Origin of the sequence: Thioclava sp. F36-6 (genome assembly GCF_002020305.1) — a bacterium.
GTDB lineage: Bacteria > Pseudomonadota > Alphaproteobacteria > Rhodobacterales > Rhodobacteraceae > Thioclava > Thioclava sediminum.
The window spans coordinates 1-24495 of record NZ_MPZX01000004.1; the positions used below are offsets into that span (position 1 = coordinate 1).

Here is a 24495-nt window from a genome sequence, read left to right on the forward strand (position 1 = left end):
TCGTGTCAGCGTTGCTGGCCCTTCCGGCGCCCCGTTGCGGTGTGTGCCGCTTCGGTGAGGCGGTATTTACGGATCACTCCCGGGAGTCGCAAGTGCCTTTTTCGAAAAACTGTCACTTTTCTCGAAAGAACAACACAACACACTGAAATCAATACACTTTCAACACCACCGCAAATGCACCCAATTCACCCCGAACCACCGCAGGGAAGAATCTTGCGCAAATCACCCACCCCCGCGAAACCTCCTGAGCGCCATGCCCCAAGGGCAGCAAGCCAAACCACCCGAGTCACCAGCGAAACGTACGGAATCGAACCGCCATCAGCGCGACAAAGACGCCGAGCCAGAGCCAACCTTCACTCGAAATCACCTTCATCTGCCAAAGGTAGTGAATCACGCCGAGCGCCACGGCCGGGTAGACCAGCATGTGAACCCGCCGCCAGTTCTTCCCCAGCTTGCGGATCGAGGCGTTGTTCGACGTGACCGCCAAGGGGATCAGCAGCACGAAAGCCGTGATGCCAAAGAGGAGGTAGGGGCGCTTGATGAGATCCGCCGCGGCTTGTGCCCAGAGCATCCCCATATCCAGCACTACCCAGGCGATCAGGTGCAGCGCCACATAGAAGAAGGCCAGCAAGCCAATCGCGCGGCGATACTTGATCAGGTTAATGCCGAGGAATCGGCGCGCCGGTGTGATGGCCAGCCCGCCGATCAGGAACCACAGGGCGATCTTGCCCAGCCGGTGCTCGATCGCTTTCACGGGATCGACGCCGATGCCGCCGGACAGGGTCAGCCAGACCACCCATGCCAGCGGGATCAGCCCCGCCAGATAGACGGCCCAGCTGGGCACACGACGCAGTGCTGTGTTGATCGGGGCGGAGAGGGTTGCGCTGATCATCAGTAATACTTCGCGAGGTCCATGCCCTTGTAGAGCTGCGCGACCTCGTCGCCGTAGCCGTTGAACATCAACGTCTCCTGACGGCCGGCAAAGAGGCCCGCACCCACGCGGCGTTCGGTGGCCTGCGACCAGCGCGGGTGATCCACTTTCGGGTTCACATTGGCATAGAAGCCGTATTCACGCGGCTGCAGTTGGTTCCACGTCGTCGGCGGCTGTTTGTCGGTCAGCGAGATTTTCACGATGCTCTTGATAGACTTGAAGCCGTATTTCCACGGCACGATCAGACGGATCGGTGCGCCGTTCTGGTTCGGCATCTCTTCGTCATAGAGACCGGTCGCCAGAATGGTCAGCGGGTTCATCGCCTCGTCGATGCGCAGCCCCTCGACATAAGGCCAGTCGATACCGCCCTGTTTCTGCCCCGGCATCTGCTCGGGACGGTAGAGGGTCTGGAAGGCCACGTATTTCGCGGACGGCTGCACGCCCACGCGGTTCAGAAGGCTGGACAGCTCGAAGCCGATCCACGGCACGACCATCGACCACGCTTCCACACAGCGGAAGCGATAGATGCGCTGCTCGAGCGTCACGGGCTTGAGGATATCGTCGAGCGGATAGGAGCCGGGCTTGTCGACCATCCCGTCGATCTCGATCGACCACGGGTCGGTGACCAGTTGGCCCGCATATTGCGCGGGGTCCGACTTGTCCCAGCCGAATTCGTAGAAGTTGTTGTAGGAGGTGATCTCCTTGAGGGTGTTCGGCTTGGCGTCGGTCGAGAATTTCGAGGGCTTGGCGTCGATGCTGGCAAAGCTGGGCCCGGCAATCGAGCCAAGCGCCATCGCCCCCGCGCCTGCCATGATTTGGCGGCGGTTCAGGAAGTCGGCCTTCGGCGTCACATCGGCCCAGCTCGGATCGTTCGGTCTTATCTTGCGCATGGAAGTCTCCTCTCTGCCCCTACATATGGGGCGGTGCCCGTCGCTTACACTTCGAAGCTTACAGCGACATTGTTACCTCTAGGCACGTATAAAAATACGCGCCACTATCGAGACTGGATCAACGGACGGCGCAAAGTCCTCCGTTTGGGAGACAAGGGAGAGAGAGATGAAACGCTTCATCGGCGCCGCACTTGCGGCGGTCATCACTGTGGGAGCGAGCGCAGCAACGGCTGAGGACGCCCATACCTGGACCACCGAAGACACCTTCGACAACGTCACATTCGCAGTGCAGAACGCAATCATCGGCGCGGGGCTCGTGGTGGATCACGTCAGCCATACCGGCGACATGCTGGAGCGCACGAAAGACGCCGTGGGCAGCACCAAGACGCTTTTCACCGGCGCGGACGTATTCTCCTTCTGCTCGGCGCAGACGTCGCGCGAGGTGATGGAGGCGGATATCACCAACTTCCAGTACTGCCCCTACACGATCTTCGTCTACCAGACGCCCGAGGACACGGATCATGTGACGGTGGGTTTCCGCTCCTATGACGAAGAGTCGATGCAGCCGGTGACCGATATGCTGACCGGGATCGTCAAAGACGCGCTGATGCTCGACTGACGGATATATAGCTCGCGCGCGCGCACCCGCGCGCGCGAGCATCACAGTTTAGCTCGCGCCGCGCTCGGCCCGGGCCTCCAGCTGGCTCTTGCGCACATGCCGGATCACCTCGACCAGCAGCGCGGTCAGAAGCCCCACATTCAGAAGCCCGTTCGCCGCCGCCATCCCGCCAAGGATGCGCCATTGATGCGAAAGCAGGATGTCTCCGTATCCCAGCGTGGTGAAGCTCACGAGCGAGAAGTAGACCGACTGCTCCATCGTGTTGAACACGCCCAGGATGCGGAAGCAGAACGCCCAGAGCCAGACGCCCGCCGTGACCATCGCCAGCGCCCAGAGCGCGGCGACGACAACCATCAGCATCAGCTTCGGGCGGTGCGGCTCACGCAGCATCCACCAGTGCAGCCGCGAGAATGTCGCCTCGATCGCCCAGGCGCTGAGCGCGGCGATGCAAACGGTCAGAAGCATCATCACCGAACCGATGGCGATCTGGATGATCATGGGCGTTTCCTCCTGCCCTAGCTATTTCGCGCCACCGCACGGGCGTCAAGCGTAGCGGTGCCGCACTGGACAGAGCCGCTTGCCTGCCCTATCTCGATGCGACTATGGCAAAGCATTCAGACCCCAATTCCAAGCTGATCGCCGAGAACCGGCAGGCACGTTATCACTACGCCGTCGAGGACACACTCGAGGCGGGCATCGTGCTGCAAGGCTCCGAGGTGAAATCGATGCGCGTCGGTCAGACGAACATCGCCGAGAGCTACGCCTCGGTCGAGGATGCCGAATTGTGGCTGATCAACTCCTATATCGCGAGCCTGAACCAAGCCACGCATTTCGGCCACGAGGAGAGGCGCAAGCGCAAGCTGCTCGTCTCCAAGCGCGAATTGGCGCGTCTGTGGAACGCGACCCAGCGCGAGGGCATGACCATCGTGCCGCTGAAGATGTACTTCAACCAGAAAGGCATCGCGAAGGTCCTGATCGGGATCGCGAAGGGCAAGAAGCAGGCCGATAAGCGCGAAACTGAGGCGAAACGCGACTGGAACCGCCAGAAACAGCGCCTTCTGAAGCAGAATTACTAGGGGCACGGGGCGGATTTACCCGCCCTGCCCTTGCGTCTTGCGCGCCGCTGAGTCTAAGCAATCCCGACCGGCAAAAGAGGCGCATGACGATGGATGACCCGAAAACGCTCGTATCGACGGATTGGCTTGCTGCCCATCTGAAGGACCCCGACCTGCGCATTCTGGACGCTTCGTGGTTCCTGCCGCAGATGGAGCGGGATGCGAAGGCGACCTATGACGCCAAGCACATCCCCGGTGCGCGCTTCTTCGACATCGACGATATCGCCGACAATCGCTCGGATCTGCCGCATATGGCGCCGCCGCCCGAGAAGTTCATCTCGCGGATGCGCGCGATGGGCGTGGGCGACGGCCATCAGGTCGTGATCTACGACCAGCATTCCGTCTTCTCCGCGCCGCGCGTCTGGTGGACCTTCCGCCTCATGGGCAAGACGGATGTGGCGGTGCTCGATGGCGGTCTGCCGAAATGGGAGGCCGAGGGCCGCCCGCTCGAAGACATGCCGCCGATGGTGCGCGACCGTCACATGACGGTGCAGCGCCACCCCGGTCTAGTGAAAGACGTCACGCAGGTCGCCCATGCCAGCAAGCTCGGCGATCACGAAATCATCGACGCGCGCCCGAACGAGCGCTTCCTCGGCAACGGCACGGAGCCGCGCCCGGGGCTGCGTTCGGGTCATATCCCCGGCTCGCGCAACCTGCCCTTCGGCGAGCTGCTGACCCCCGAGGGCACCTTCAAATCCCCAGAAGAGATCAAGGCCCTGTTCGAAGCCGCCGGCGTCGACCTGTCGAAGCCCGCGATCACGACCTGCGGCTCCGGTGTCAGCGCCGCGATCCTGTCGCTCGCGCTCGAGCTGATCGGCAAGTCCGACTGGTCGCTCTATGACGGGTCTTGGTCGGAATGGGGCATGTATAACGACCTCAAGGTCGCAACGGGAGAAGCATGATGCTGAACAATCTCAAGCCGCAAGCGCCAGACAAAATCCTTGCGCTGATGGAAGAATACCGCGCCGATGAGCGCGACCAGAAGGTCGATCTCGGCGTCGGCGTCTACAAGAACGCCGAAGGCGAAACCCCGATCATGCGCGCCATCCACAAGGCGGAAAAGCAGGTCTGGGACAATGAGACCACGAAGAAATACGCGGGCCTCGCCGGCCAGCCGGAATTCCACGCGGCGATGGCCGAGATGGTTCTGGGCAAGGGCTACCCGGCCGATCGTCTGGCGTGCCTCTCGACCGTGGGCGGCACCGGCGCTTGCCGCATGGGCTTCGAGCTTGCCCGCATGGCGAACCCCGGCACCAAGATCTGGGTCTCCGATCCGACCTGGCCGAACCACCTCTCGATCCTGAAATTCATGGATCAGGACTTCACCACCTATCGCTATTTCGATGCCGAGACCCGCTCGGTCGATTTCGACGCGATGATGGAAGACCTGAAGGGCGCCAAGGAAGGCGACGTCGTGCTGCTGCACGGCTGCTGCCATAACCCGACCGGCGCGAACCTGACGCTCGAGCAGTGGGGCAAGGTCGCCGATCTGCTGAAAGAGACCGGCGCGGTTCCGATGATCGACCTCGCCTATCAGGGCTTCGGGGACGGACTTGAAGCCGATGCCGCAGGCACCCGCCTGATCGCCGAGCGTCTGCCGGAAGTCCTGATCGCGGCGTCCTGCTCGAAGAACTTCGGTATCTATCGCGAGCGCACCGGCTGCCTGATGGTTCTGGGTTCGGAAGAGACCAAGAAGACCGTTCAGGGCAACCTCGCCTATCTCAACCGTCAGACCTATTCCTTCCCGCCCTATCACGGGCAGGCGCTGGTCACCCGCGTGCTCACCGATCCCGAGCTGCGCGCCGATTGGGAAGCCGAGCTGGAAGAGGTTCGCACCGGGATGCTGGAACTGCGCCAGCAACTCGCCGACGAGCTGCGCAAGCTGTCCAATTCCGACCGCTTCGACTTCGTGGCAGAGCACCGCGGCATGTTCTCGCGCCTTGGCGCCACGCCCGAGCAGGTCGCTGCGATGAAGGAAGGCAACGCGATCTACATGGTCGGCGACTCGCGTATCAACATCGCGGGCCTCAACAAAAACAGCGTGCCGCTTCTGGCCCGCGCGCTGATCGACGCTGGCGTCTAAACGCTTCCGACAACACGAAAATTCGAAACGGCGGTCCATTTGGGCCGCCGTTTTTCGTGGTGGATTTTTCCGCATTGCGCCCTTGAAATAATAAGCAGGCTCATAATATAGAGGCTTACTTTAATTTCAACGGAGCCACGGATGCCCGATCAGAGCCTAGGTTTTCTCCTGCACGACGCGACGCGGTTGATCCGCCGTCGCTTCGAGGCACGCGCCAACGAGTTCGGCCTGACGACCGCGCAATGGCGGCTTCTCGTCTACCTCAAAAAGGAAGGCGCGCTGCCGCAGGCCCGGCTGGCCGAGCTGCTCGAAATCGAACCGATTTCGGTCTCGCGACTCGTCGACCGCATGGAAGAGGCCGATTGGGTCTGCCGCAAAGCTGATCCGAATGATCGCCGCGTCAAGCTCGTGCATCCCTCGGCCAAGGCGCGCAACGCCTTCGAGGATGCTCGCTCCATCGCGGATGACATCTACGAGCAGGCACTGGCCGGGCTGAGCGATGACGAAGTCGCGACTGCATTGAACACCCTTCGGGCGATCATCCGTAACCTCTCCGAAGACACCTCCTCCACGTCAGAGACACATCATGAGTGACCAGAACCCGACCGCGGACAGCGCGGCAAACCAACCGAAACAGAAACAGAAGAAGGGGCCGAAATTCTGGCTCCTTATTCTCGTGCCTGCCCTCATCGTGCTGGGCGGCGCGTGGTACTGGCTGAGCGCCGGTGGCTCGCAAAGCACCGAGAACGCCAATTTCCAGATGGCGAGAATCCCCGTCGCCTCGCAAATCTCGGGCCGTGTGACCGAAGTGTTCGTGCATGACAACGAGCATGTGAAAAAAGGCACGCCGCTTTTCGAACTCGACAAGAAGCCATATGAGCTGGCGCTGGCCAAGGCAGAGGCCGCACTGTCGCAGGCCCGCCTTCAGGTCGAACAGCTTCGCGCCTCCTACAAGGCCGCGCTCGCCGACGAGAAACAGGCGGCGGATAATGCGGCTTATCAGGAGAAACAGCTGAACCGTCAGGAAAAGCTGATCAAATCCGGCACCACGACGCAGCAGGCGCTCGACCAGCAGCGCACGGCGACGCAAGCCGCGCAGAACACGCTGGCCGCCGCGAAGCAGAAAGTGGCGTCGGCGAAAGTCGCCCTCGACGGCAATCCCGAGATTCAAGTCGATGAACACCCCTCGGTGAAATCGGCGATCGTGGCGGTCAACGACGCCAAGTACAATCTCTCGCAGACCGAGGTCGATGCGCCCACCGATGGCATCATCTATCAGGCCTCCTCGTTCAAACCGGGCGAGATGGTCGGTGCCGGCGCCAGCCTCTTCACGCTGGTCGATACCAGCGACGTCTGGGTGATCGCGAACTTCAAGGAAACCGCGCTGACCCATATGCAAGAGGGCCAGTCGGCCACCGTCGAGTTCGACGCCTTCCCGGATCGCGAATATCACGCGACGGTCGACGCGGTCGGCGCGGGAACGGGGGCCGAGTTCTCGATCCTTCCGGCGCAGAACGCGACCGGCAACTGGGTGAAAGTAACCCAGCGTGTTCCGGTGCGCCTGCGTCTCGACGAAGGCGCGAACCTCCAAGGCCTGCGCGCAGGTCTCTCGGCCAGCGTAACCGTCGATACCGCCTCGCAGCCGCGCTACAAGCGCATCCTCGACAAGGCGAACAGCTCGGCCGCCGTTGCTGGCACGACCGATCAGGGGCAGTAAGTCATGGCCGAGGCCGCAGAGAAACAACCCAAGGGGATCGACCCGCATAACGTGCCGCATCGCGCGCTGATCATGGCGTCGCTGATGCTGGCCGTGATCATGCAGGTGCTCGATACTACCATCGCGAACGTGGCCCTGCCCGACATGCGCGCCGACCTCGGCGCGTCGCGCGATACGATCAACTGGGTGCTGACCTCCTATATCGTGGCCGCAGCCATCGTGACCCCGCTGTCGGGCTGGCTTGCCAACCGCTTCGGGCGGCGCGAGATCTTCATGGTCGCGGTGATCGGCTTCGTGGTCTTCTCGATGCTCTGCGGGATCGCGTGGTCGCTCGACGTGATGGTGATCTTCCGCCTCATGCAGGGCGTGTTCGGCGCGGCCATCGTGCCGCTCGCGCAGAACTTCATGCTCGACATCAACCCGCGCGAGAAGCACGGGCAGGCTATGGCGATGTTCGGTGCAGGCATCATGCTCGGCCCGATCATCGGCCCGACGCTGGGCGGCTATCTGACCGAGGTGATCAACTGGCGCTGGGTGTTCTACATCAACGTGCCGCTCGGGATGATCGCCATCGCGGGCTCCGCCTTCTTCCTGCCCGAGACCCCCAAGAAGAAGATCGGTTTCGACTTCTTCGGCTTCGCGGCATTGGCCGTGGCGATCGGGTCGCTGCAGATGATGCTCGACCGTGGGTCCGATCTCGACTGGTTCGCCTCGCGCGAGATTTGGATCGAAGCCGCGCTCGCGATTAGCGGGTTCTGGGTGTTCCTGGTGTGGATTCTCAGTGCGAAGAAACCCTTCCTTGAGCCGAAGATGTTCCTCGACCGCAACCTCTCGATGGGGCTGCTGTTCATCTTCGTGATCGGGATCATCCTGCTCGCCTCGCTGGCACTGCTGCCGCCGATGCTGTCGAACATCTTCAGCTACCCGACGCTGACGACGGGCTTGGTGATGTCACCACGCGGTGTGGGGGCGATGATCATGATGCTGCTGATCGGGCGACTCGTGAAGGTCATCGACCTGCGCATCCTCGTGGTGGTCGGCTTGTCCTTAACCGCCTATTCCCTGCACATCATGTCGACCTTCTCGCCGCAGATGGGGCCGAAATGGATCATCATCTCGGGCGTGATTCAGGGCTTCGGACTGGGTTCGGTCTTCGTGCCGATCTCGACGCTGGCCTTCGCAACGCTCGCCCCGGAATATCGCGGCGACGGCACGGCGCTGTTCTCGCTTCTGCGTAATATCGGCTCGTCCATCGGGATCTCGATCGTGACCGCGCTGCTCACCCACAATATCGCGGTGAACCATTCCGAGATCGTCTCTGCGATCAATCCGCAGAACCTGTCGGGCGTGATGAACGGCGCGAGCGGCATGTCGCGGGAAGCGGCCCTGACGGTGCTCAACAACCTCGCGACGCAGCAGGCGGCGATGATCTCTTACGTGGACGATTTCAAGTTCATGATGTGGGTCACGCTGGCGGCCACCCCGCTCGTCTTCTTCCTGCGTAAGCCGGATTACCAGAACAGCGGCGGAGGCCAGAAGCCGCAAGGCGCTCCGGTCACCGAGTAAGCCGACATCAGACGCAATAAAAAAGGCCCGGGATCGCTCCCGGGCCTTTCGCTTTGTCTTGGATGAAGCGTCTTAGTTGACGAACTCCGGATAGGCTTCCATGCCCAGTTCCGCCTTGTCGAGGCCCATCATCTCGTCCTCGGCCGGGGCGCGGATGCCCATGACGGCTTTGAGGATGAACCAGATGATTGCCGAGACCACGAAGACGAAGATGCCGACGATGATGATCGAGACGATCTGGCCGTAGAAGGTGCCGTCCGGGTTGGTGATCGGAACAGCCAGCGTGCCCCAGATACCAGCGCCGAGGTGGACCGGGATAGCGCCCACGACGTCGTCGATCTTCAGCTTGTCGAGCATCGGAACCAGCAGGACCACGATGATACCGCCGATCGCGCCGATGATGGTCGCTGCACCGAGGCTCGGGGTCAGCGGCTCAGCCGTGATCGACACGAGGCCAGCCAGAGCGCCGTTGAGAACCATGGTCAGATCCGGCTTCTTGTAGAGGATCTGGGTCAGGATCAGCGCTGCGATCGCGCCACCGGCAGCTGCCGTGTTGGTGTTGGCGAAGATGCGCGAGATATCGGCGACGTTGCCCACGGTGTTCATGTAGAGCTGCGAACCGCCGTTGAAGCCGAACCAGCCGAGCCACAGGATGAAGGTACCGAGCGTAGCGAGCGTCAGGTTCGAACCGGGCATAGCCTGGACCTTGCCGTCCTTATACTTGCCGATACGCGGACCGAGGATCAGAGCGCCTGCGAGAGCTGCCCAGCCACCGACCGAGTGCACGACGGTCGAGCCAGCGAAGTCGAGGAAGCCGAAATCGGCGTCCAGGAAGCCACCGCCCCATTTCCACGAAGCCTGGATCGGGTAGATGAAGCCCGTCAGGATCACGGTGAAGATCAGGAACGGCCACAGCTTGATGCGCTCGGCCAGGGTGCCCGAAACGATCGACGCGGTGGTGGCGCAGAACATCAGCTGGAAGAAGAAGTCCGAACCGACCGAAGCATAGGTCAGGTCGACCGAATCCGCGCCGACGCCAACGGGCTCGAGCGAGGTGGTCGAGAAGGCACCGAGCACGCCGTTGATCGACCAGCCGTCGCCCGGATACATCAGGTTATAGCCGATCAGGTAGTACATGATCGCCGCGATCGCGAAGAGCGCGATGTTCTTGAGCGACTGCATGGTCACGTTCTTCGAACGCACGAGGCCAGCCTCGAGCATCGAGAAGCCCGCGCCCATCCACATCACCAGGAAGCCGGTGACGAGGAACATGAAGGTGTTCAGGATGAAGCCGATCTCATTGGCCGGCGGATCCATCGCCGCGGGCGCGGCGGCATCCTGCGCCAGCGCCGGCAGAGCCACCGCGGTCAGAGCGACCGCAAGGCCGGTGATTTTCGAAAGCTTATTCATTTTCCTACTTTCCCCCTGTCGCGCCTTAAAGCGCGTCGTCATTGGATTCGCCGGTGCGCACGCGAACCGCCTGCCCGACATCGAGAACGAAGATTTTGCCGTCGCCGATCTTGTCGGTCTTCGCGGCTTTCATGATCGTGTCGACAACCTCGTCGGCGAGGCCGTCCGCGACGACGATCTCCAGCTTGACCTTCGGCACGAAATTCACGGCGTATTCGGCACCACGATAGATTTCCGTGTGACCCGACTGGGCACCGAAGCCTTTGATCTCGGTCACCATCATTCCGCGCACGCCGATGGTGGTGAGCGCCTCGCGCACCTCCTCCAGCTTGAACGGCTTGATTGCTGCAATGATGAGTTTCACCTGACATCCCTTCCTTGTTCAGCCCTTTCGATGCCCGCTTGGTGACATCGCACGGTGTTAAAAGGCCCGCTGTGCCCCTTTCACACAAGGAAACGAGGTTCCGTCCGAGTAGCAGCCTCAGCGGATTCTGGCTCAAATTTGCACAATTTGTGCGCTTTGCCGCTTTTTTAATCACATTGCAAATCTGAAACGTGATTTTTCGCGGGTGCACATCTCGGGTCGGCCCGTGTAGATTGCGCGCAATTAAAACGCAGGCAGCGGAACAGGCAGATGACTCAGAAAGGCGGAGGGCGCGGGCGCCTCGTGGCCGACAAGCGCTATTCCTCGTCGAAGCAGCCTCCCAAGGCATCGAAACCCACCAAGCCGCGCAAGAATGCGCGCCGGGGTGGAGGTAACGGCGGAGGTGGCGGTGGCGGCCGAGGCAAGCCGCCGCGGCGCAACGGGCCGATCACCGGTCTGATCATCGGCCTCGCTCGGTTGATCTGGCGGGTCGTCTGGGGCGTCGGCTGGCGCCTCGCGATGATCGTCGCCCTCGTGGTGGGCGCAGCGACGCTGTATTTCTACTCGACCCTGCCCGACTACACGAAGCTGCTCGACGGCCGCACCCGCGGCTCGGTCACGATGCTCGACGATCAGGGCAAGGTCTTCGCCTGGCGTGGCGAGACCTTCGGCGGCCAGATCGATGCGAAGAACGTCTCGCCCTATCTGCGCGACGCCGTGGTCGCGACCGAGGACCGCCGCTTCTACCATCACTTCGGCATTTCGCCGCGCGGCATCGCCTCGGCAATGGCGATCAACATGCGCGAGGGGCGCGGACCGTTCGACGGCAACGGTGGTTCGACCATCACACAGCAGACCGCGAAGCTCCTGTGCCTCGGCGTGAAGTTCGACCCGAAGAAATGGAAGAACGAAGCCGCCTATGAGAATGACTGCCGTTCGGGCGGTCTGCGCCGCAAGATCAAGGAAGTGCCCTACGCCTTCGCGCTGGAACTGAAATACTCGAAAGATGAAATCCTTTCGATCTACCTCAACCGCGCCTATCTCGGCGCGGGTGCGCGCGGCTTCGAGGCCGCGTCGGAGCGCTATTTCGGCATCTCGGCGGCCAATGTAGATCCGCAGCAGGCGGCGATGCTGGCGGGCCTTCTGAAAGCCCCGAGCTACTACGCCCCGACCTCCAGCCTCGAACGCTCGCAGGAGCGGGCAGCGACCGTGCTCAACCTCATGCATGGGCAGGGCTACTTGACGGATCGGCAATATCTCGACGCGAAGAACAACCCCGCCACTCTGAGCCAGGCAGCGCAGAAACGCGCGGGCGGCTATTTCGCGGATTGGGTGATGGATACGATCCCGGACTTCCTGTCGCGCGACACGACCGAGGATGTCGTCATCAACACCACGCTCGATCAGCGCATCCAGTCGGCGGCCGAAGACGCGATGAAGTCGGTCTACGACAACAAGGTCTCCAAAGGCTCGAAGGCCGAATCCGCAATCGTCGTGATGAGCGCAGATGGCGCCGTGCGCGGCATGGTTGGCGGTCGGGCCACGAAGGTCTCGGGTGCGTTCAACCACGCCACCATGGCGCAGCGGCAGACCGGCTCGACCTTCAAGCCCTTCGTCTATGCGACTGCGCTCGATCTGGGCTACACCCCGGATTCGATGGTGGATGACGCGCCGGTCACGGTGAAGATGCCCGGCTCACCCGATTGGAGCCCGCGCAACTACGAGCGCAGCTACATGGGGCCGATCACACTGACCACGGCGCTGGAGCATTCGGTGAACGTCGCCACCGTGCGCGTCTCCGAAGCGGTGGGGCGCGAGAATGTCATCAAGGTCGCGGAAGGCTTCGGCTTCGCGCAGGACCTTCCGAACCTGCCCTCGGTAGCGCTCGGCGTGGGGGAATCGGACCTGCTCGACATGACGGGGGCCTATGCGGGCATCCTTAATGGCGGCTCTTCGGTGCAGCCCTATGGCCTGACCTCGCTGACGCTGAAAGGCGACGACCAGCCGCTCTTCGGTAAGCCCGGCGGGATCGGCGAGCGCGTGATCTCGAAGAAAGCGGCGCAGGAGCTCACCTACATGATGCGTCAGGTCGTGCTGCACGGGACCGGCCGCCGCGCCAACATCGACGGCTACGAGATCGCAGGCAAGACCGGCACCACGCAGAGCGCGCGCGATGCCTGGTTCGTGGGCTTCACCTCGGATTACGTCGTCGGCGTCTGGATGGGCAATGACGACAACTCGCCGCTGAAAGGGACGACCGGGGGCGGCCTCCCCGCCGAGATCTTCCACGAGACGATGAAGCGGGTGCTCAACGGTGAAGATCCCAAGCCGCTGCCCATGGCTCATCCGGGCGACTGGCAGGTGCCGGCTCAGCAATCTCAGGGGCAAAGCCAGAGCGCGGGTCAAGCCCCCGCCCAGCCCCAGCGGCAGCGGCGCGATCCGTCGCAGTCGATCCTCAACGAGTTGCTCAACATCTTCGGCAGCAACTGAGCGACCGAGCCGAAACGAAAGAAACGCCCGGACCACTGGCCCGGGCGCTTTCATTTGCGGCGGTGTCTTGCCGGGCCGAAGCCCGCGCCGATTACCCCGCCCGTTTCAGATCCTCGATCATCGCATTGATATTGCCGCGACGCCGATCGAGCATCGCGCCGATCTCGGCCCGTTCGGAGGCGAGCATGTTCACCCCCTCGACGATCAGGTTGAAGAACTTGTCGCTGCCAGAGCGATCCGAAACCTGCCACAGCACCTCGAACGGAGCCTGCCCCGGCAGGGTCGCGAGCGTCTTCACCTCGTAGAAGGTTTTGATCGGGCGGGCGCCCTGAATCTGGAACTTCGCGCCCTGGAACTCGCGGAACCGCTTGCCGTATTTGCGCGAGAGGTAGCCCTGGAACGCCTTGGTGAAGGCCGCAAGCTGCGCCGGGCTCGCTTGCCGCGCCGCCACGCCCAGCGCCGAACGCGCGATGACGTTCACATCCGCATATCGCGCGAAAATCCGTTCAAACATCGCATAGAGCGCGGGCCCGGTGCGCCCCGAGGCGATGGCTGCGTTGACCTCGTTCACCGCTTTCTGGATCAGCGCGCGCGCCTGCGCATCGGTCAGCGCATATGCCGACCCCGGCACCATCGCCGCCGCCAGACCCGCCGCGCCGAGGCCCAGAACCTGCCGCCTATTGCGGCAGAAGGTCTTCGTAGGGATCGTAGGCATTCGCATCGGTGGCCTCCTCGCCATTGAGTTCGTAGCGTCGGTTCTGCAGATACAGAAGCCGGCTTTGGGCATAGCTGTCGGCACTGTCATACAGGATCGAATCGACAGTGGTGCCATACATGTTGCGCTTGGCGACATTGCCGCCGAAGCGTAGCGCCCCTGCGGCGATGCGCTCCTTGTCGGGCAGCGCGCCCAGCGGGTCGATCACAAAATCGACGACCATCCCGACTGTATCACGCGTCGTGGACGGCCCGAAGACCGGCAATTCCTGATAATTGCCCTCGCCCACGCCCCAGACATGCAGGGTCTCGCCGAAATCGGTATCCGTCTCGGGCAACGAGAAATCCGTCCCCGCCGGATCGAAGATACCCCCCAGCCCGATCGTCGAGTTGATGAAGAATCGGAAAGTGTTCTTCACCGCCGGTTCGGGCCGTCCTTGCAGCAGAGAGTTGAGCACTTTGCCCGGCAGGCTGAGATTGCTGCCGACATTATAGAGCGTTTTCGTCACCGGCCCGGGGCCGCTGCCATCGGTCGAATCGGAGCGGAAGAAGGCCGAGTCGAGCTTCTTGTTGAACTCATGCGTCTTGCGATTGGCCGCCTCATAAGGGTCCTGAATGCCGGTCGCGGGCGGCGCAGGTGCGCAGGCGGCCAACCCCAGCGCAAGCGCCGTCATCGTAGCCACCGCAGACCACCGCATACCGATGCGCGCCGAGGCCCTCTTTTCTAATTCCTGCGCCAAAGTCGCTCCCCCCTGCGTTGCGGCTTAGGTCCTGAAATAGATAGGGCGCATCCGGTCTTGCCGCAACGCGAGTCGCTCAGAACTCCGGAGTTCCGGAAGAAATGGATCGAATTGACGGGAAAAGGCGCGGGGAAATTAACGCCCCGTTCAGCGCCCTCGCACCACCCTTGCCTAGCGCGGCGCTCCGATCAGCGCCCGTCATCGCGGGGAGAGCACGATGCCATATTCCAACACCGATCAAGCCATCATCAAACGCAACATCGTCAAAGGACGACGGGAGATGGCCCGGCTGCTGGGCCGGGTACGAAGGCAATTCGTGCTGGTCGCAATATTCGCGGCCTTCATCAATCTGCTCGTTCTCGCGGGGCCGCTGTTCATGCTGCAGGTCTATGACCGCGTGCTGCCCGCGCGGTCCTTGCCGACGCTGATCAACCTGTTCCTGCTGGTGGCATTTCTCTTCACGATGATGGGCGTCATCGATTGGGCGCGAGGTCGCCTGCTCGCGCGAATCGGAGCGGATCATCAGCGCGGTCTCGAACGGCGCGTGTTCGACGCCGCCATCATCGACGCCACCATCAACACGCAGGAGCGGTCCTCCAACAACGCCCTGCGCGATCTGGAAATCGTCCAGCGCTATTATGCCTCCCCGGTCGCGGCAGCGGTGTTCGATCTGCCTTGGACACCGCTCTATCTCGGAGTGCTGTTCGTATTCCATCCGTGGCTCGGCGCTCTGGCCTTCGCCGGCGGGGCCACGTTGATCCTGCTGTCTCTCGCCACACAGTTCGTCACGCGCGGGCGAATGGAAGAGACGACACAGCTCGAGAACAAAGCGCGGTATCTCGGAAACGATTTTCTCCGCCAGATCGAAACGGTCGTTTCGCTCGGAATGCGCGAAAGCGGCTTCAAACGCTGGCAGGCGGCACGACATGAATCGATGAACAACGCGATTCGGGCCACCGATCTCAGCGGCAGCTTCCATGCCTCGATGCGTGCGCTGCGGATGCTGCTGCAAACCTCGATGCTGGCGCTTGGCGCCTATCTCGTCCTGCAAGGCGAGTTGAGCGCGGGGGCGATGATCGCCGCCTCGATCCTGATGGGTCGATCGCTCGCGCCGGTCGAGCTTGCCGTGGGTGGGTGGACGCAATGGCAGCGCGCCATCGTCGCCCGCGACCGGCTGGCGGCCCTGCTCGGCGCTCACCCGGCCGCGCAAAAGGGCACTGAGTGGGTGAGCCCGAAGGCGCGCCTCGCCGTCGAAGACATCACCGTCCGGCCGGCCAACTCCAACCGAGCGACGCTCGAGATGATCAGCTTCTCGCTCGAACCCGGGGAGGCACTCGGGGTGATCGGCCCGCTCGGCGCAGGTAAATCCGTTCTCGCGCGTAGCCTGTGCAACTTCTCCCAGCCAAGCTCGGGCACGATCCGCCTCGACGAGGTGCCGCTGGATCAATACGACCGCGACAATTTGGGGCGGCTGATCGGCTACCTGCCGCAATCGGTCACCTTCTTCCCCGGCACAGTGGCCGAGAATATCGCCCGGCTCGACCTCGCGCCCGACATGGACCGGGTCATCGCCGCCGCCAAACGCGCCGGCGCGCATCAGATGATTCTCAAAATGCCCGCGGGCTACGACACTCCGATCGAATTCGAGGGGGCTTCGCTTTCCGATCGCCAGCGCCAGCTCGTCGCGCTTTCGCGGGCGCTCTATCACGACCCGATCCTCCTCATTCTCGATGAGCCGAACCTTCTGCTCAGTGGAGATGGCGGCGCCTGTCTGCACACGATGCTGAGCGATCTGAAGGCGCGCGGCGGCGCGGCGATCGTGATGACCAACAGCCCCGGCGCGCTCGCCGAATGCGAACGCATCCTCGTACTCGATCACGGGGCGCAGCGCGCCCTCGGCGCGCGTGACGACGTTCTCAAGCGCATGATCGCCTCGGCCACGAAGGCCCGCGTGGTTCCACGCGCGGACAGCGCCGCGTGAGCGACGCCTGCATCCATTCTGGGCAAGGGGGCACCTGCTGCACCCCTTCGCAACATGGCGTCCCGATCGGCTTCGGCCTCGCGGCGATCGTCGCCCTCTTCATCGGATCCGCCCTTTGGCTCACCGTCACGCGGCTCGCCGGATCGATCCAGGCCTCAGGACGGATCGAAGTCGACAGCTCGCGCCATGTGATCGAGCATCCGACCGGCGGGACCATCGAACAGATCTATGTCAAAAGCGGCGATCACGTCACCCGCGGCCAAGTGCTGATGCGGCTTGCCTCTGACGACATCCGGACCGAGCTGGCCATCGTCGAAGCCTCGGATTTCGCCCTGCAGGCCCAGCGCGCGCGGCTGCAAGCCGAACGGGACGGCGCGAACACGGTCCCTTACCCGAGGCAGCTTTTGGAGGCGGCCAAGCTCCGCGCGGATGTCACCGATCTGGTCGAGGGGCAGAATTCCCTGTTCGAAGCCCGCAAACAGTCCTTCGCTCAGCAACGCGCCGAAATGGCGCGGCAGCTGCAACAAATCCGCGCGCAGCGCGACGGGCTCGATGCGCAGGTCACGGCGCTGGAACGCGAAGAGCGGTTGATCGGAAAAGAACTCGCCCTCCGCGAACGGCTAAAGGATCGCGGCCTCGCCACATCGGCGCAAATCCTCGCCCTCACCCGCGAGCAGGTCTCGCTGGAGCGACAACTCGGCGCGTTGAGCGCCCAGAAAACGCAACTCACTGTGCAAAGCGGCGGCGTGGTGCTCACCGCATCGCGGCTGCAATGGCAACGCCGGGAGGGAATCGAGTCGCAACTCGAATCCAGCAACGCCCGCGCCATCGAACTCTCGGCGCGCACCACCCATCTGCGCCGCGAATTGACGCGGCGCACCCTACGCGCGCCAGTTAGCGGCACGGTGCACGATGTGCGCCTGCGCGGCGCGCATGCGGTGCTGCGCCCGGCAGAGATGGCGATGGCAATCGTAGAGACCGGGCGGCCGCTCATCGTCAATGCGCAAGTCGATCCGACCAATATCGACGGCCTGGCGGCAGGCCAGACTGCGATCCTCCGCTTTCCGGGACTGTCGCGGCGAATCTCGAGCGACGTGACAGGCACGATCACGCGCATCTCCCCGGACACGCTGACCGATCCGGCGACCGGGGCAAGCTATTACGAAGTGCGGATCACCTTCGATATGGGCGAACTCGACGCGGAAGAACGCAGGCTGCTCGTGCCCGGTATGCCCGCCGAGGTTTTCCTGCAGACCGCGCCGGTCTCTCCGATCCGCTACCTGCTAAGCCCGTTCCTCGATTTCTTCGCACTTGGCGGCGCAGCGGGGTGACCTCCCGCCCCGACGCGGTCACAACCGATCGAGCAAGGCGCGCGTCGGCCAACCATCCGCGGGCAGTCCGAACCTCTCTTGCGCGCTCTGGACAGCGTTGCGTGTGTTGGCGCCGAGGATGCCATCGACCGCACCCACGTCATAGCCCTTCGCGACCAGCTTATCCTGCAACCGCTTCATCTGCGACACGCTCAGCCCCGGTTCGGGCGCGCCGGGATCGAGGCGCGGCGCCCCTTCGAGGCGCGTGGCGAAATAGGCCGCGCTGGTGACGTAGACGAAGCTCTTGTTCCATTCGAACAGCACACGGAAATTCGGATAGACGATAAAGGCGGGCCCCTTGCGCCCCATCGGCAAAAGGATCGATCCGCGCAGTTTGCTCGCAAGCTGCCCCTGCCGCGCACGGACCCCGCGCGCCGCCCATTCGGAGACCGGCAATTCGGTGGTGAGCCCGGTCTGGGACCAATCGAGGTCATCGGGGACGCTCACTTCCTGCATCCACGGCTCGTTCGGGCGCCACCCCAGATCGCGCAGCATCTTCGCCCCCGACATCAGCGCATCGGGCGCCGAGGTCTTCAGGCGCACATGCCCGTCGCCATCGCCATCGACCCCGTTGTGCAGGATGTCCTCGGGCAGCATCTGCACCTGCCCGATTTCCCCGGCCCAGGCACCGGTGGTTCGCTTGGGATCGAAATCGCCGCGCCGGAACAGCTCGCCCGCGGCAATCACCTGCGGGCGGAACAGCTCGGGTCGGCGGCAATCATGGGCCAGCGTCAGCAGCGCATCGCGCGTGTTGAAATCGCCCTGCACCGCGCCGTAATCGGTCTCGAGCGCCCAGAAGGCCAGCAGAACCCCGCGCGAGACGCCGTAGGTCTGCTCCATCCGATCGAAGGTTTTCGCATAGCGCTTGGCGTTCTTCACCCCGTTGACCATCCGGTTCTTGCTGATCACCGCGCTCGCGAATTCGAGAAAGGTCTTGCGAAACACCCCCTGCGCCCGGTCCGCCCGCAACACGGCCTGATTCTGCCGCGCACCGGCGAGGAACGCGTCGGCCTGCTGCGCGTTCAATCCAGCCGCCTGCAGATCGCTGCGAATCCCGGACAGGAAACCGGACCAGCTACCGCCGCACTCGGCTTGTGCCAAACCGGGGGAGAGTACGGGCGAGAGAGCGAGGGTCAGGGTGAGCAGAGCTTTACGCATGAGAGCCTCCGGGTTGCGCGGTCACCCTCGACGCTATCTCGCGCGGCCCAGCGCGACAACCCGATGCGGCGGCCATGCAAGCCGTTGCAATTTCAGCACTCTTTGCAGCCGCAGAATCGGATCGTCTGAATGGTTAACTTGCTTTTTACATTGAGGTGATCAGCATGGATCACGGGGAAGCTGTTGGAGGATGTCATGGAATTCCTGCCTAAGGAGGTCCTTGAAGGACTGCGCGCCGCGCAGAAACGCGATGCGGCGAAAAAGGCACGCCTGCGTGTTCTCGCAGGCGGTCAGATCTGGCCGGTGCTGCGCCGGGTGCCGGGTGGCTTCGCGTTGGATGCCGACGAGGTCTCGCATCTACGCGGCCATGTCGATCTCTATGACGGACCCAAGCACGTCGCGACCTGCCTGATCGTGGCCTCGGAAATTCAGGGACACGAGCTGATCTGCACGGTCAAACGCGAAACGCCCGTCAGTGATCGCGCGGCGCTCGATTTTGCGCAGGAAGGGCCGACGCTATCGGGCTACCTGACGAAGATCTGAGCGAGACTGAGATTTCAAAGGAAAGGGCCGGAAAACCGGCCCTTTTTCATTGCAGATCGGAGAAGGCGGCCTGCAGGCGATCGACCGCCTCGCGCACCCGCGCCCGCGGCGTGGCGAGGTTGAAGCGCAGGAATTTCTCTCCCCCCGCGCCGAAAGTCGCCCCGAAATTCACCGCGATCTTCGCGTCCTTCAAAACACGCGACTTGTATTCCTCGGGCTCCATTCCGGTGCCGGAGAAATCGACCCAAGCGAGATAGGTCGCTTCGAGCGGCATCGAATGCAGCCCCGGGATCTTGGCGATCCCCTGATCGAAAATCCGGCGGTTCTCGTCGAGATATTCGTTCAACTCATCGACCCACGCCGCCCCCTCGGGGCTATAGGCCGCCGTCGCCATCGCGATGCCGAAACTGTTGGGCGAAATACCCAAGGCCGACATCCGGGTTGCGAATCGGGCGCGCAGATCCGGGTCCGAGATGATCACGTTGCCCGTATGCGTGCCCGCGATGTTGAAGGTCTTCGTGGTGGCCGTCATCATCACCAGCGGCAGATCGGGCGCGGCATTCGCCATCGGGATATGGGTCTCGCCCGGCATCACGATGTCATGGTGAATCTCGTCCGAGACCAGCACCAGCCCGTGGCGCTTCGCGAAAGCCGCCGTGGCTTCCAGCTCCGCGCGGGTCCAGACGCGCCCGCCGGGATTATGCGGCGAGCAGAGGACGAGCATCTTCTCGGCCCCCGTCATCAGCCCGTCCCAGGCGTCGAAATCCATCTCGTAGCGGCCACCGACCAGTTTCAGCGGGCATTCGCGCACCTCGCGCCCGGCCGCGCGGATAACACGGGCGAAGGCGTGATAGACCGGCGTCATCAGAACGACCGCATCGCCCGGGTCGGTATAGGCATCGACGCAGAGCGCCGTGCCGTTGACCAGACCGTGGGTCGTGAAGATCCAGTCCGGCTCGATCTCCCAGCCGTGGCGCTCGCGCATCCACCACTGGATCGCGGCGCGATACTCGTCATCGCCGCCCCAGTACCCGTAGATACCCTGCGCGACCATATCCTCGAGCGCGCGCTGCACGCAGGTGGGCGGGCGGAAATCCATGTCCGCGACCCACATCGCGATCCCGTCTTCCGGCGAAACCCCGTAATACTTTTCCATCCCGTCCCATTTCTGCGAATGGGTGCCTACGCGGTCGATGATTTCGTCGAAGTCGGGTTTGCTCATCTGGGCCTCTTATTGGTCGAATTGGGCGCATCTGAGCAAAAGCAAAGCCGGGTTACAAACGGCGTTTTGTCACTGGCACAATCACCGCTGCCATTGCACAGACGCATTGCTTCGCCTAAATCCCTGCCCATGACGCTACGACCGATCCTGATCCATCCCGATCCGCGCCTGAAAAAGGTTTGCGAGCCGGTGCCCGAAGTTAACGACGAGATCCGCAAGCTCGCCGATGACATGCTCGCGACCATGTATGACGCGCCCGGCATCGGCTTGGCCGGGCCTCAGGTCGGCGTGATGAAGCGGATCTTCGTGATGGATTGCGTGAAGGACAAGGAAGCGGCCCCCGAGCCGATGGTCCTGATCAATCCCGAGATCAGCTGGACCTCGGAAGAGACCAATGTCTACGAGGAAGGCTGCCTGTCGATCCCGGATCAATATGCCGAGGTGACGCGCCCCTCCGAGGTGCGGATGAAGTGGCTCGGCCTCGACGGGCAAAGCCATGAGGAGCAGTTCGACGCGCTCTGGGCGACCTGCGCGCAGCACGAGTTCGACCACCTCAACGGCAAGCTGTTCATCGACTATCTCGGTCCGATGAAGCGCAAGATGATCACCCGCAAGATGGAGAAGCTCAAGCGCGAGCGCGCCCGTGCGGGCGCGGCCAAGGATCCGATCCTCTGATGGCTTCGCGCGCCTTCATCCCCTATGACGACCGCCGCCTGCATCGCCCCGCCGAGCCGGTCGAGACGATCACCGAGACCGTTCGGATGATCTGGGACGACATGGTCGAGACGATGGACGCGATGCCGGGCGTCGGGCTTGCAGCCCCCCAGATCGGCATCATGATGCGCCTCGCCGTGGTCGACGCATCCGAGAAGCGCGGTCAGGCCGTGCGGATGGCGAATCCGGAAGTGCTTCATGCGTCGGTGCAGATGCGCAAGCATGAAGAGGCCTCGCCGAACCTGCCGGGTATTTCCGCCCCGATAGAACGGCCCCGCGCCGTGACGGTGCGCTTCCTCAACGAGGACGGCGAGATGGAGGACCGCGATTTCGTGGGCCTCTGGGCGACGAGCGTCCAGCACCAGATCGACCATCTCAACGGCAAGATGTATGTCGATCATCTCTCGCCCTTGCGCCGCAAGATGCTGGTGCAGAAATCGAAGAAACTCGCGAAAGGCTAAGCGATGCGCGTCATCTTCATGGGAACGCCGGAGTTCTCCGTCCCCGTTCTGGAGGCGCTGGCCGGCGCGCATGAGGTTGTCGCCGTCTATAGCCAGCCGCCCCGCCCCGCCGGACGCGGCAAGAAAGAGCGCCCCTCTCCGGTTCATGCCAAGGCTGAGGAACTGGGGATCGAGGTGCGCACCCCGCGGAATTTCAAAGCCCCCGAGGATCGCGAGGCCTTCGCCGCGCTGAATGCCGATATTGCGGTCGTGGTGGCCTACGGGCTGATCCTGCCGCAGGCCATTCTGGACGCGCCCGCGAAGGGCTGCCTGAATATCCACGCCTCGCTTTTGCCGCGCTGGCGCGGGGCGGCCCCGATCCACCGGGCGATCATGGCCGGCGACAGCCAGACGGGCATCTGCATCATGCAGATGGAGGCCGGGCTCGATACCGGGCCGGTTCTGCTGCGCGAAGCGACCGAGATCGGCGCGACCGAGACCACCGGCGAGCTGCATGACCGGCTGAGCGCGATGGGCGCGCGGCTGATCCTCGACGCGCTGTCCGAGATCGACTCGCTGATCCTGCAGCCGCAGCCCGAGGATGGCGTCACCTATGCCGCGAAGATCGACAAGGCGGAGGCGCAGGTCGATTGGACGCGTCCCTCCGATGAAGTGATCCGGCATATCAACGGGCTCTCGCCCTTCCCGGGTGCCTGGACCGAAATCGCGGGTGAACGGATCAAGCTGCTGCGCGCCGCCCCGGCGGAGGGAAGCGGCGCACCGGGCGAGATCCTCGACGGGTTTACCATCGCCTGCGGCACGGGCGCGCTGGAGATCCTGACAGCGCAACGCCCGGGCAAGCGCCCGATGTCTGGCGCCGACGTCTTGCGTGGCCTGCGCCTGCCTGCACGCCTAGGCTGAACGCAACAGCCTTCCCAAATCGCGGAAGTTGCGGCAAACTTGTGGAAAAACCACAAGGAGCAGTCGATGACCCCCAATTTGATGGAATTCGCCTGATGGGCGTGCTGTTCGGCTTTCTCGCGACCGCGAGCAGTCGTATCCTCGGGATAGGCTTCGCGCTCGCGGTCTGGCTCATCTCACGGCCCGGGGGCTGGGCCGTGCTCGTGGTGCTGACGCTGCTCGCCTTGCGCGTCTTTCCCGGTAATCAAGTGTGAGTTCAGAAGGTCGAGGCCCAGATGTATTTCCTTAATTCCCTAACCGGCAGCGATATCGTGATGATCGCCTTCGCGGTTCTGTTGATCCTGTCGGTATTCCTCGGCGTGCGGATCGTGCCGCAATCCGAGAAGCACGTCGTGGAGCGCTTCGGGCGGCTGCGCGCGGTACTCGGCCCCGGCATCAACTTCATCGTGCCGTTCCTCGACCGGGTGCCACACAAGATCTCGATCCTCGAGCGTCAGTTGCCCAACGCGATGCAGGACGCGATCACCGCCGACAACGTGCTGGTGAAGGTCGAAACCTCGGTCTTCTACCGGATCACCGAGCCGGAAAAGACCGTCTACCGCATCCGAGATGTCGACGCCGCGATCGCGACGACCGTTGCGGGGATCGTGCGCTCCGAAATCGGGGTGATCGAACTCGACGAGGTGCAATCGAACCGCGCCCGCCTGATAGAGAAGGTCCGCGAACAGGTCGCCGTGATGGTCGACGATTGGGGGATCGAGGTGACGCGCGCCGAGATTCTCGACGTCAATCTCGACGAGGCGACCCGCGCCGCGATGCTGCAACAGCTCAATGCCGAGCGCGCGCGCCGGGCGCAGGTGACCGAGGCCGAGGGCAAGAAGCGCGCGGTCGAACTCGCCGCCGAAGCGCAGCTGTTCCAGGCACAGAAAGAGGCCGAAGCCCGCCGCATCTCTGCCGATGCCGAAGCCTATGCCACGGAAGTCGTCGCGCTGGCGATTGCGAAGAACGGCCTGGAAGCCGCGCAATATCAGGTCGCGCTGAAACAGGTCGACGCGTTGGCTCAAGTTGCCAAGGGCGAAGGCAAGCAGACCGTGATCCTGCCTGCCGCAGCCCTCGAGGCCTTCACCGACGCCTTCCAGCTTCTGAGGAAAGCGTGATGGACCTCTGGCAACTTCCGTGGGTCTGGGTTCTGGCCGGTCTGGTTCTGGGCGGAGCCGAGATGATCATTCCCGGCTTCATCTTCCTCGGCTTCTCGATCGGGGCGGTGATCACCGGCGGGCTGATCTGGATCGGTATCGTCGGAAACTCGGTGCCGATCACGCTGATCACCTTCGCGGTTCTGTCGATCATCGCATGGCTCGCGCTGCGCAAACTGATGGGCGTGCGGCGCGGTCAGGTGAAGCAATGGCATGACGACATTAACGAGAACTGAAGACATGTGACGAAACCGCTGCCGGCGACTTCCCGCGCATCGCGGGAACTGGAAGCGGCCTATCGATGTTCTCTC

The 24495-nt window shown here is 63.2% G+C and carries 26 protein-coding genes; 17 read left to right on the forward strand and 9 right to left on the reverse strand.

Annotation, left to right across the window (positions count from 1 at the left end; all coding sequences use genetic code 11):
- Positions 1-286 precede the first annotated feature (286 nt).
- The gene (gene msrQ, locus BMI88_RS17135) at positions 287-892 is read right to left on the reverse strand and encodes a protein-methionine-sulfoxide reductase heme-binding subunit MsrQ (RefSeq protein ID WP_078550750.1); all 606 of its coding nucleotides are present in this window, start codon (positions 890-892) and stop codon (positions 287-289) included.
- Positions 892-1821, reverse strand: coding sequence for a protein-methionine-sulfoxide reductase catalytic subunit MsrP (gene msrP / locus BMI88_RS17140; RefSeq protein WP_078550752.1), 930 nt, complete (start codon positions 1819-1821; stop codon positions 892-894). Before msrP ends, msrQ begins: the two co-directional genes overlap by 1 nt.
- Before the next feature lie 166 nt (positions 1822-1987).
- On the opposite strand from msrP, the gene BMI88_RS17145 reads away from it, so the two are divergent.
- Positions 1988-2440, forward strand: coding sequence for a DUF302 domain-containing protein (locus tag BMI88_RS17145; RefSeq protein WP_078550754.1), 453 nt, complete (start codon positions 1988-1990; stop codon positions 2438-2440).
- A gap of 48 nt (positions 2441-2488) precedes the next feature.
- Here the strand turns inward: BMI88_RS17145 and BMI88_RS17150 are convergent, their stop codons facing one another.
- Positions 2489-2938: an ion channel gene (locus BMI88_RS17150; RefSeq protein ID WP_078541739.1), complete on the reverse strand. Its 450-nt coding sequence runs from the start codon at positions 2936-2938 to the stop codon at positions 2489-2491.
- Positions 2939-3042: 104 nt separating this feature from the next.
- Between BMI88_RS17150 and smpB the strand changes: the two genes are divergently transcribed.
- The 6 genes from smpB (at position 3043) to BMI88_RS17180 (ending at position 8921) form a co-directional block, all read left to right on the forward strand.
- Entirely contained in the window at positions 3043-3516 is a 474-nt protein-coding gene (smpB, locus tag BMI88_RS17155; RefSeq protein WP_078550756.1) for an SsrA-binding protein SmpB, read from the forward strand.
- 83 nt (positions 3517-3599) lie between these two features.
- A complete protein-coding gene (sseA, locus tag BMI88_RS17160; RefSeq protein ID WP_146673620.1) occupies positions 3600-4457 on the forward strand; it encodes a 3-mercaptopyruvate sulfurtransferase in 858 nt (285 codons plus the stop codon).
- Positions 4457-5638, forward strand: a complete 1182-nt coding sequence (locus BMI88_RS17165; RefSeq protein ID WP_078550758.1) for an amino acid aminotransferase — start codon at positions 4457-4459, stop codon at positions 5636-5638. The genes sseA and BMI88_RS17165 overlap by 1 nt, the downstream gene beginning before the upstream one ends.
- Before the next feature lie 141 nt (positions 5639-5779).
- Positions 5780-6232 carry a MarR family transcriptional regulator gene (locus BMI88_RS17170; protein ID WP_078550760.1) on the forward strand — a complete coding sequence of 151 codons (453 nt, stop codon included), beginning with the start codon at positions 5780-5782 and terminating at the stop codon, positions 6230-6232.
- Positions 6225-7355 carry an HlyD family secretion protein gene (locus BMI88_RS17175; protein WP_078550762.1) on the forward strand — a complete coding sequence of 377 codons (1131 nt, stop codon included), beginning with the start codon at positions 6225-6227 and terminating at the stop codon, positions 7353-7355. The genes BMI88_RS17170 and BMI88_RS17175 overlap by 8 nt, the downstream gene beginning before the upstream one ends.
- A 3-nt stretch (positions 7356-7358) precedes the next feature.
- On the forward strand, positions 7359-8921 hold the full coding sequence (locus tag BMI88_RS17180) for a DHA2 family efflux MFS transporter permease subunit (RefSeq protein WP_078550764.1): 1563 nt from the start codon (positions 7359-7361) through the stop codon (positions 8919-8921).
- Between the two features lie 72 nt (positions 8922-8993).
- Here the strand turns inward: BMI88_RS17180 and BMI88_RS17185 are convergent, their stop codons facing one another.
- Positions 8994-10331, reverse strand: coding sequence for an ammonium transporter (locus tag BMI88_RS17185; protein WP_088719786.1), 1338 nt, complete (start codon positions 10329-10331; stop codon positions 8994-8996).
- Positions 10332-10356: 25 nt separating this feature from the next.
- On the reverse strand, positions 10357-10695 hold the full coding sequence (locus BMI88_RS17190) for a P-II family nitrogen regulator (RefSeq protein WP_078522388.1): 339 nt from the start codon (positions 10693-10695) through the stop codon (positions 10357-10359).
- A gap of 270 nt (positions 10696-10965) precedes the next feature.
- On the opposite strand from BMI88_RS17190, the gene BMI88_RS17195 reads away from it, so the two are divergent.
- The gene (locus BMI88_RS17195; protein WP_078550768.1) at positions 10966-13185 is read left to right on the forward strand and encodes a transglycosylase domain-containing protein; all 2220 of its coding nucleotides are present in this window, start codon (positions 10966-10968) and stop codon (positions 13183-13185) included.
- A 91-nt stretch (positions 13186-13276) separates the two neighbouring features.
- Here the strand turns inward: BMI88_RS17195 and BMI88_RS17200 are convergent, their stop codons facing one another.
- Positions 13277-13900 (reverse strand): ABC transporter substrate-binding protein, encoded by a 624-nt coding sequence (locus tag BMI88_RS17200; RefSeq protein ID WP_078541733.1) that lies wholly within the window; start codon positions 13898-13900, stop codon positions 13277-13279.
- Entirely contained in the window at positions 13863-14573 is a 711-nt protein-coding gene (locus BMI88_RS17205; RefSeq protein ID WP_078551117.1) for a VacJ family lipoprotein, read from the reverse strand. Before BMI88_RS17205 ends, BMI88_RS17200 begins: the two co-directional genes overlap by 38 nt.
- 283 nt (positions 14574-14856) lie before the next feature.
- Here BMI88_RS17205 and BMI88_RS17210 point away from each other — a divergent pair, with 283 nt between their 5' ends.
- Positions 14857-16620, forward strand: a complete 1764-nt coding sequence (locus tag BMI88_RS17210) for a type I secretion system permease/ATPase (RefSeq protein WP_078550770.1) — start codon at positions 14857-14859, stop codon at positions 16618-16620.
- A complete protein-coding gene (locus BMI88_RS17215; protein ID WP_078550772.1) occupies positions 16617-17951 on the forward strand; it encodes an HlyD family type I secretion periplasmic adaptor subunit in 1335 nt (444 codons plus the stop codon). The genes BMI88_RS17210 and BMI88_RS17215 overlap by 4 nt, the downstream gene beginning before the upstream one ends.
- Positions 17952-17969: 18 nt before the next feature.
- On the opposite strand, the gene BMI88_RS17220 is transcribed toward BMI88_RS17215, so the two are convergent.
- The gene (locus BMI88_RS17220) at positions 17970-19148 is read right to left on the reverse strand and encodes a lytic murein transglycosylase (protein WP_078550774.1); all 1179 of its coding nucleotides are present in this window, start codon (positions 19146-19148) and stop codon (positions 17970-17972) included.
- 195 nt (positions 19149-19343) lie between these two features.
- Between BMI88_RS17220 and BMI88_RS17225 the strand changes: the two genes are divergently transcribed.
- Positions 19344-19691, forward strand: coding sequence for a hypothetical protein (locus BMI88_RS17225; protein WP_078550776.1), 348 nt, complete (start codon positions 19344-19346; stop codon positions 19689-19691).
- 46 nt (positions 19692-19737) lie between these two features.
- Here the strand turns inward: BMI88_RS17225 and BMI88_RS17230 are convergent, their stop codons facing one another.
- The gene (locus BMI88_RS17230; RefSeq protein WP_078550778.1) at positions 19738-20913 is read right to left on the reverse strand and encodes a MalY/PatB family protein; all 1176 of its coding nucleotides are present in this window, start codon (positions 20911-20913) and stop codon (positions 19738-19740) included.
- Between the two features lie 129 nt (positions 20914-21042).
- Here BMI88_RS17230 and def (BMI88_RS17235) point away from each other — a divergent pair, with 129 nt between their 5' ends.
- The 6 genes from def (BMI88_RS17235) to BMI88_RS17255 all read left to right on the forward strand — a co-directional run bounded on the left by def (BMI88_RS17235) (position 21043) and on the right by BMI88_RS17255 (position 24420).
- The gene (gene def, locus BMI88_RS17235) at positions 21043-21588 is read left to right on the forward strand and encodes a peptide deformylase (RefSeq protein ID WP_075775430.1); all 546 of its coding nucleotides are present in this window, start codon (positions 21043-21045) and stop codon (positions 21586-21588) included.
- Positions 21588-22088, forward strand: a complete 501-nt coding sequence (gene def, locus BMI88_RS17240) for a peptide deformylase (protein WP_078550780.1) — start codon at positions 21588-21590, stop codon at positions 22086-22088. The genes def (BMI88_RS17235) and def (BMI88_RS17240) overlap by 1 nt, the downstream gene beginning before the upstream one ends.
- A 3-nt stretch (positions 22089-22091) precedes the next feature.
- Positions 22092-22988, forward strand: a complete 897-nt coding sequence (gene fmt / locus BMI88_RS17245; RefSeq protein WP_078550783.1) for a methionyl-tRNA formyltransferase — start codon at positions 22092-22094, stop codon at positions 22986-22988.
- Positions 22989-23083: 95 nt separating this feature from the next.
- Positions 23084-23242, forward strand: a complete 159-nt coding sequence (locus BMI88_RS19800) for a hypothetical protein (protein WP_165756939.1) — start codon at positions 23084-23086, stop codon at positions 23240-23242.
- Positions 23243-23263: 21 nt separating this feature from the next.
- A complete protein-coding gene (locus tag BMI88_RS17250) occupies positions 23264-24145 on the forward strand; it encodes an SPFH domain-containing protein (RefSeq protein ID WP_078550785.1) in 882 nt (293 codons plus the stop codon).
- Complete coding sequence (locus BMI88_RS17255; protein WP_078550788.1) at positions 24145-24420, forward strand: hypothetical protein; 276 nt, start codon at positions 24145-24147, stop codon at positions 24418-24420. Before BMI88_RS17250 ends, BMI88_RS17255 begins: the two co-directional genes overlap by 1 nt.
- Positions 24421-24495 lie beyond the last annotated feature (75 nt).

Bases quoted from the DNA above. Each gene is read 5' to 3' on its own strand.
- msrQ (WP_078550750.1), bottom strand. From the start codon at position 892: ATGATCAGCGCAACCCTCTCCGCCCCGATCAACACAGCACTGCGTCGT.
- msrP (WP_078550752.1), bottom strand. From the start codon at position 1,821: ATGCGCAAGATAAGACCGAACGATCCGAGCTGGGCCGATGTGACGCCG.
- BMI88_RS17145 (WP_078550754.1), top strand. From the start codon at position 1,988: ATGAAACGCTTCATCGGCGCCGCACTTGCGGCGGTCATCACTGTGGGA.
- BMI88_RS17150 (WP_078541739.1), bottom strand. From the start codon at position 2,938: ATGATCATCCAGATCGCCATCGGTTCGGTGATGATGCTTCTGACCGTT.
- smpB (WP_078550756.1), top strand. From the start codon at position 3,043: ATGGCAAAGCATTCAGACCCCAATTCCAAGCTGATCGCCGAGAACCGG.
- sseA (WP_146673620.1), top strand. From the start codon at position 3,600: ATGACGATGGATGACCCGAAAACGCTCGTATCGACGGATTGGCTTGCT.
- BMI88_RS17165 (WP_078550758.1), top strand. From the start codon at position 4,457: ATGCTGAACAATCTCAAGCCGCAAGCGCCAGACAAAATCCTTGCGCTG.
- BMI88_RS17170 (WP_078550760.1), top strand. From the start codon at position 5,780: ATGCCCGATCAGAGCCTAGGTTTTCTCCTGCACGACGCGACGCGGTTG.
- BMI88_RS17175 (WP_078550762.1), top strand. From the start codon at position 6,225: ATGAGTGACCAGAACCCGACCGCGGACAGCGCGGCAAACCAACCGAAA.
- BMI88_RS17180 (WP_078550764.1), top strand. From the start codon at position 7,359: ATGGCCGAGGCCGCAGAGAAACAACCCAAGGGGATCGACCCGCATAAC.
- BMI88_RS17185 (WP_088719786.1), bottom strand. From the start codon at position 10,331: ATGAATAAGCTTTCGAAAATCACCGGCCTTGCGGTCGCTCTGACCGCG.
- BMI88_RS17195 (WP_078550768.1), top strand. From the start codon at position 10,966: ATGACTCAGAAAGGCGGAGGGCGCGGGCGCCTCGTGGCCGACAAGCGC.
- BMI88_RS17200 (WP_078541733.1), bottom strand. From the start codon at position 13,900: ATGCCTACGATCCCTACGAAGACCTTCTGCCGCAATAGGCGGCAGGTT.
- BMI88_RS17205 (WP_078551117.1), bottom strand. From the start codon at position 14,573: ATGACGGCGCTTGCGCTGGGGTTGGCCGCCTGCGCACCTGCGCCGCCC.
- BMI88_RS17210 (WP_078550770.1), top strand. From the start codon at position 14,857: ATGCCATATTCCAACACCGATCAAGCCATCATCAAACGCAACATCGTC.
- BMI88_RS17220 (WP_078550774.1), bottom strand. From the start codon at position 19,148: ATGCGTAAAGCTCTGCTCACCCTGACCCTCGCTCTCTCGCCCGTACTC.
- BMI88_RS17225 (WP_078550776.1), top strand. From the start codon at position 19,344: ATGGAATTCCTGCCTAAGGAGGTCCTTGAAGGACTGCGCGCCGCGCAG.
- BMI88_RS17230 (WP_078550778.1), bottom strand. From the start codon at position 20,913: ATGAGCAAACCCGACTTCGACGAAATCATCGACCGCGTAGGCACCCAT.
- def (WP_075775430.1), top strand. From the start codon at position 21,043: ATGACGCTACGACCGATCCTGATCCATCCCGATCCGCGCCTGAAAAAG.
- def (WP_078550780.1), top strand. From the start codon at position 21,588: ATGGCTTCGCGCGCCTTCATCCCCTATGACGACCGCCGCCTGCATCGC.
- fmt (WP_078550783.1), top strand. From the start codon at position 22,092: ATGCGCGTCATCTTCATGGGAACGCCGGAGTTCTCCGTCCCCGTTCTG.
- BMI88_RS19800 (WP_165756939.1), top strand. From the start codon at position 23,084: ATGGGCGTGCTGTTCGGCTTTCTCGCGACCGCGAGCAGTCGTATCCTC.
- BMI88_RS17250 (WP_078550785.1), top strand. From the start codon at position 23,264: ATGTATTTCCTTAATTCCCTAACCGGCAGCGATATCGTGATGATCGCC.
- BMI88_RS17255 (WP_078550788.1), top strand. From the start codon at position 24,145: ATGGACCTCTGGCAACTTCCGTGGGTCTGGGTTCTGGCCGGTCTGGTT.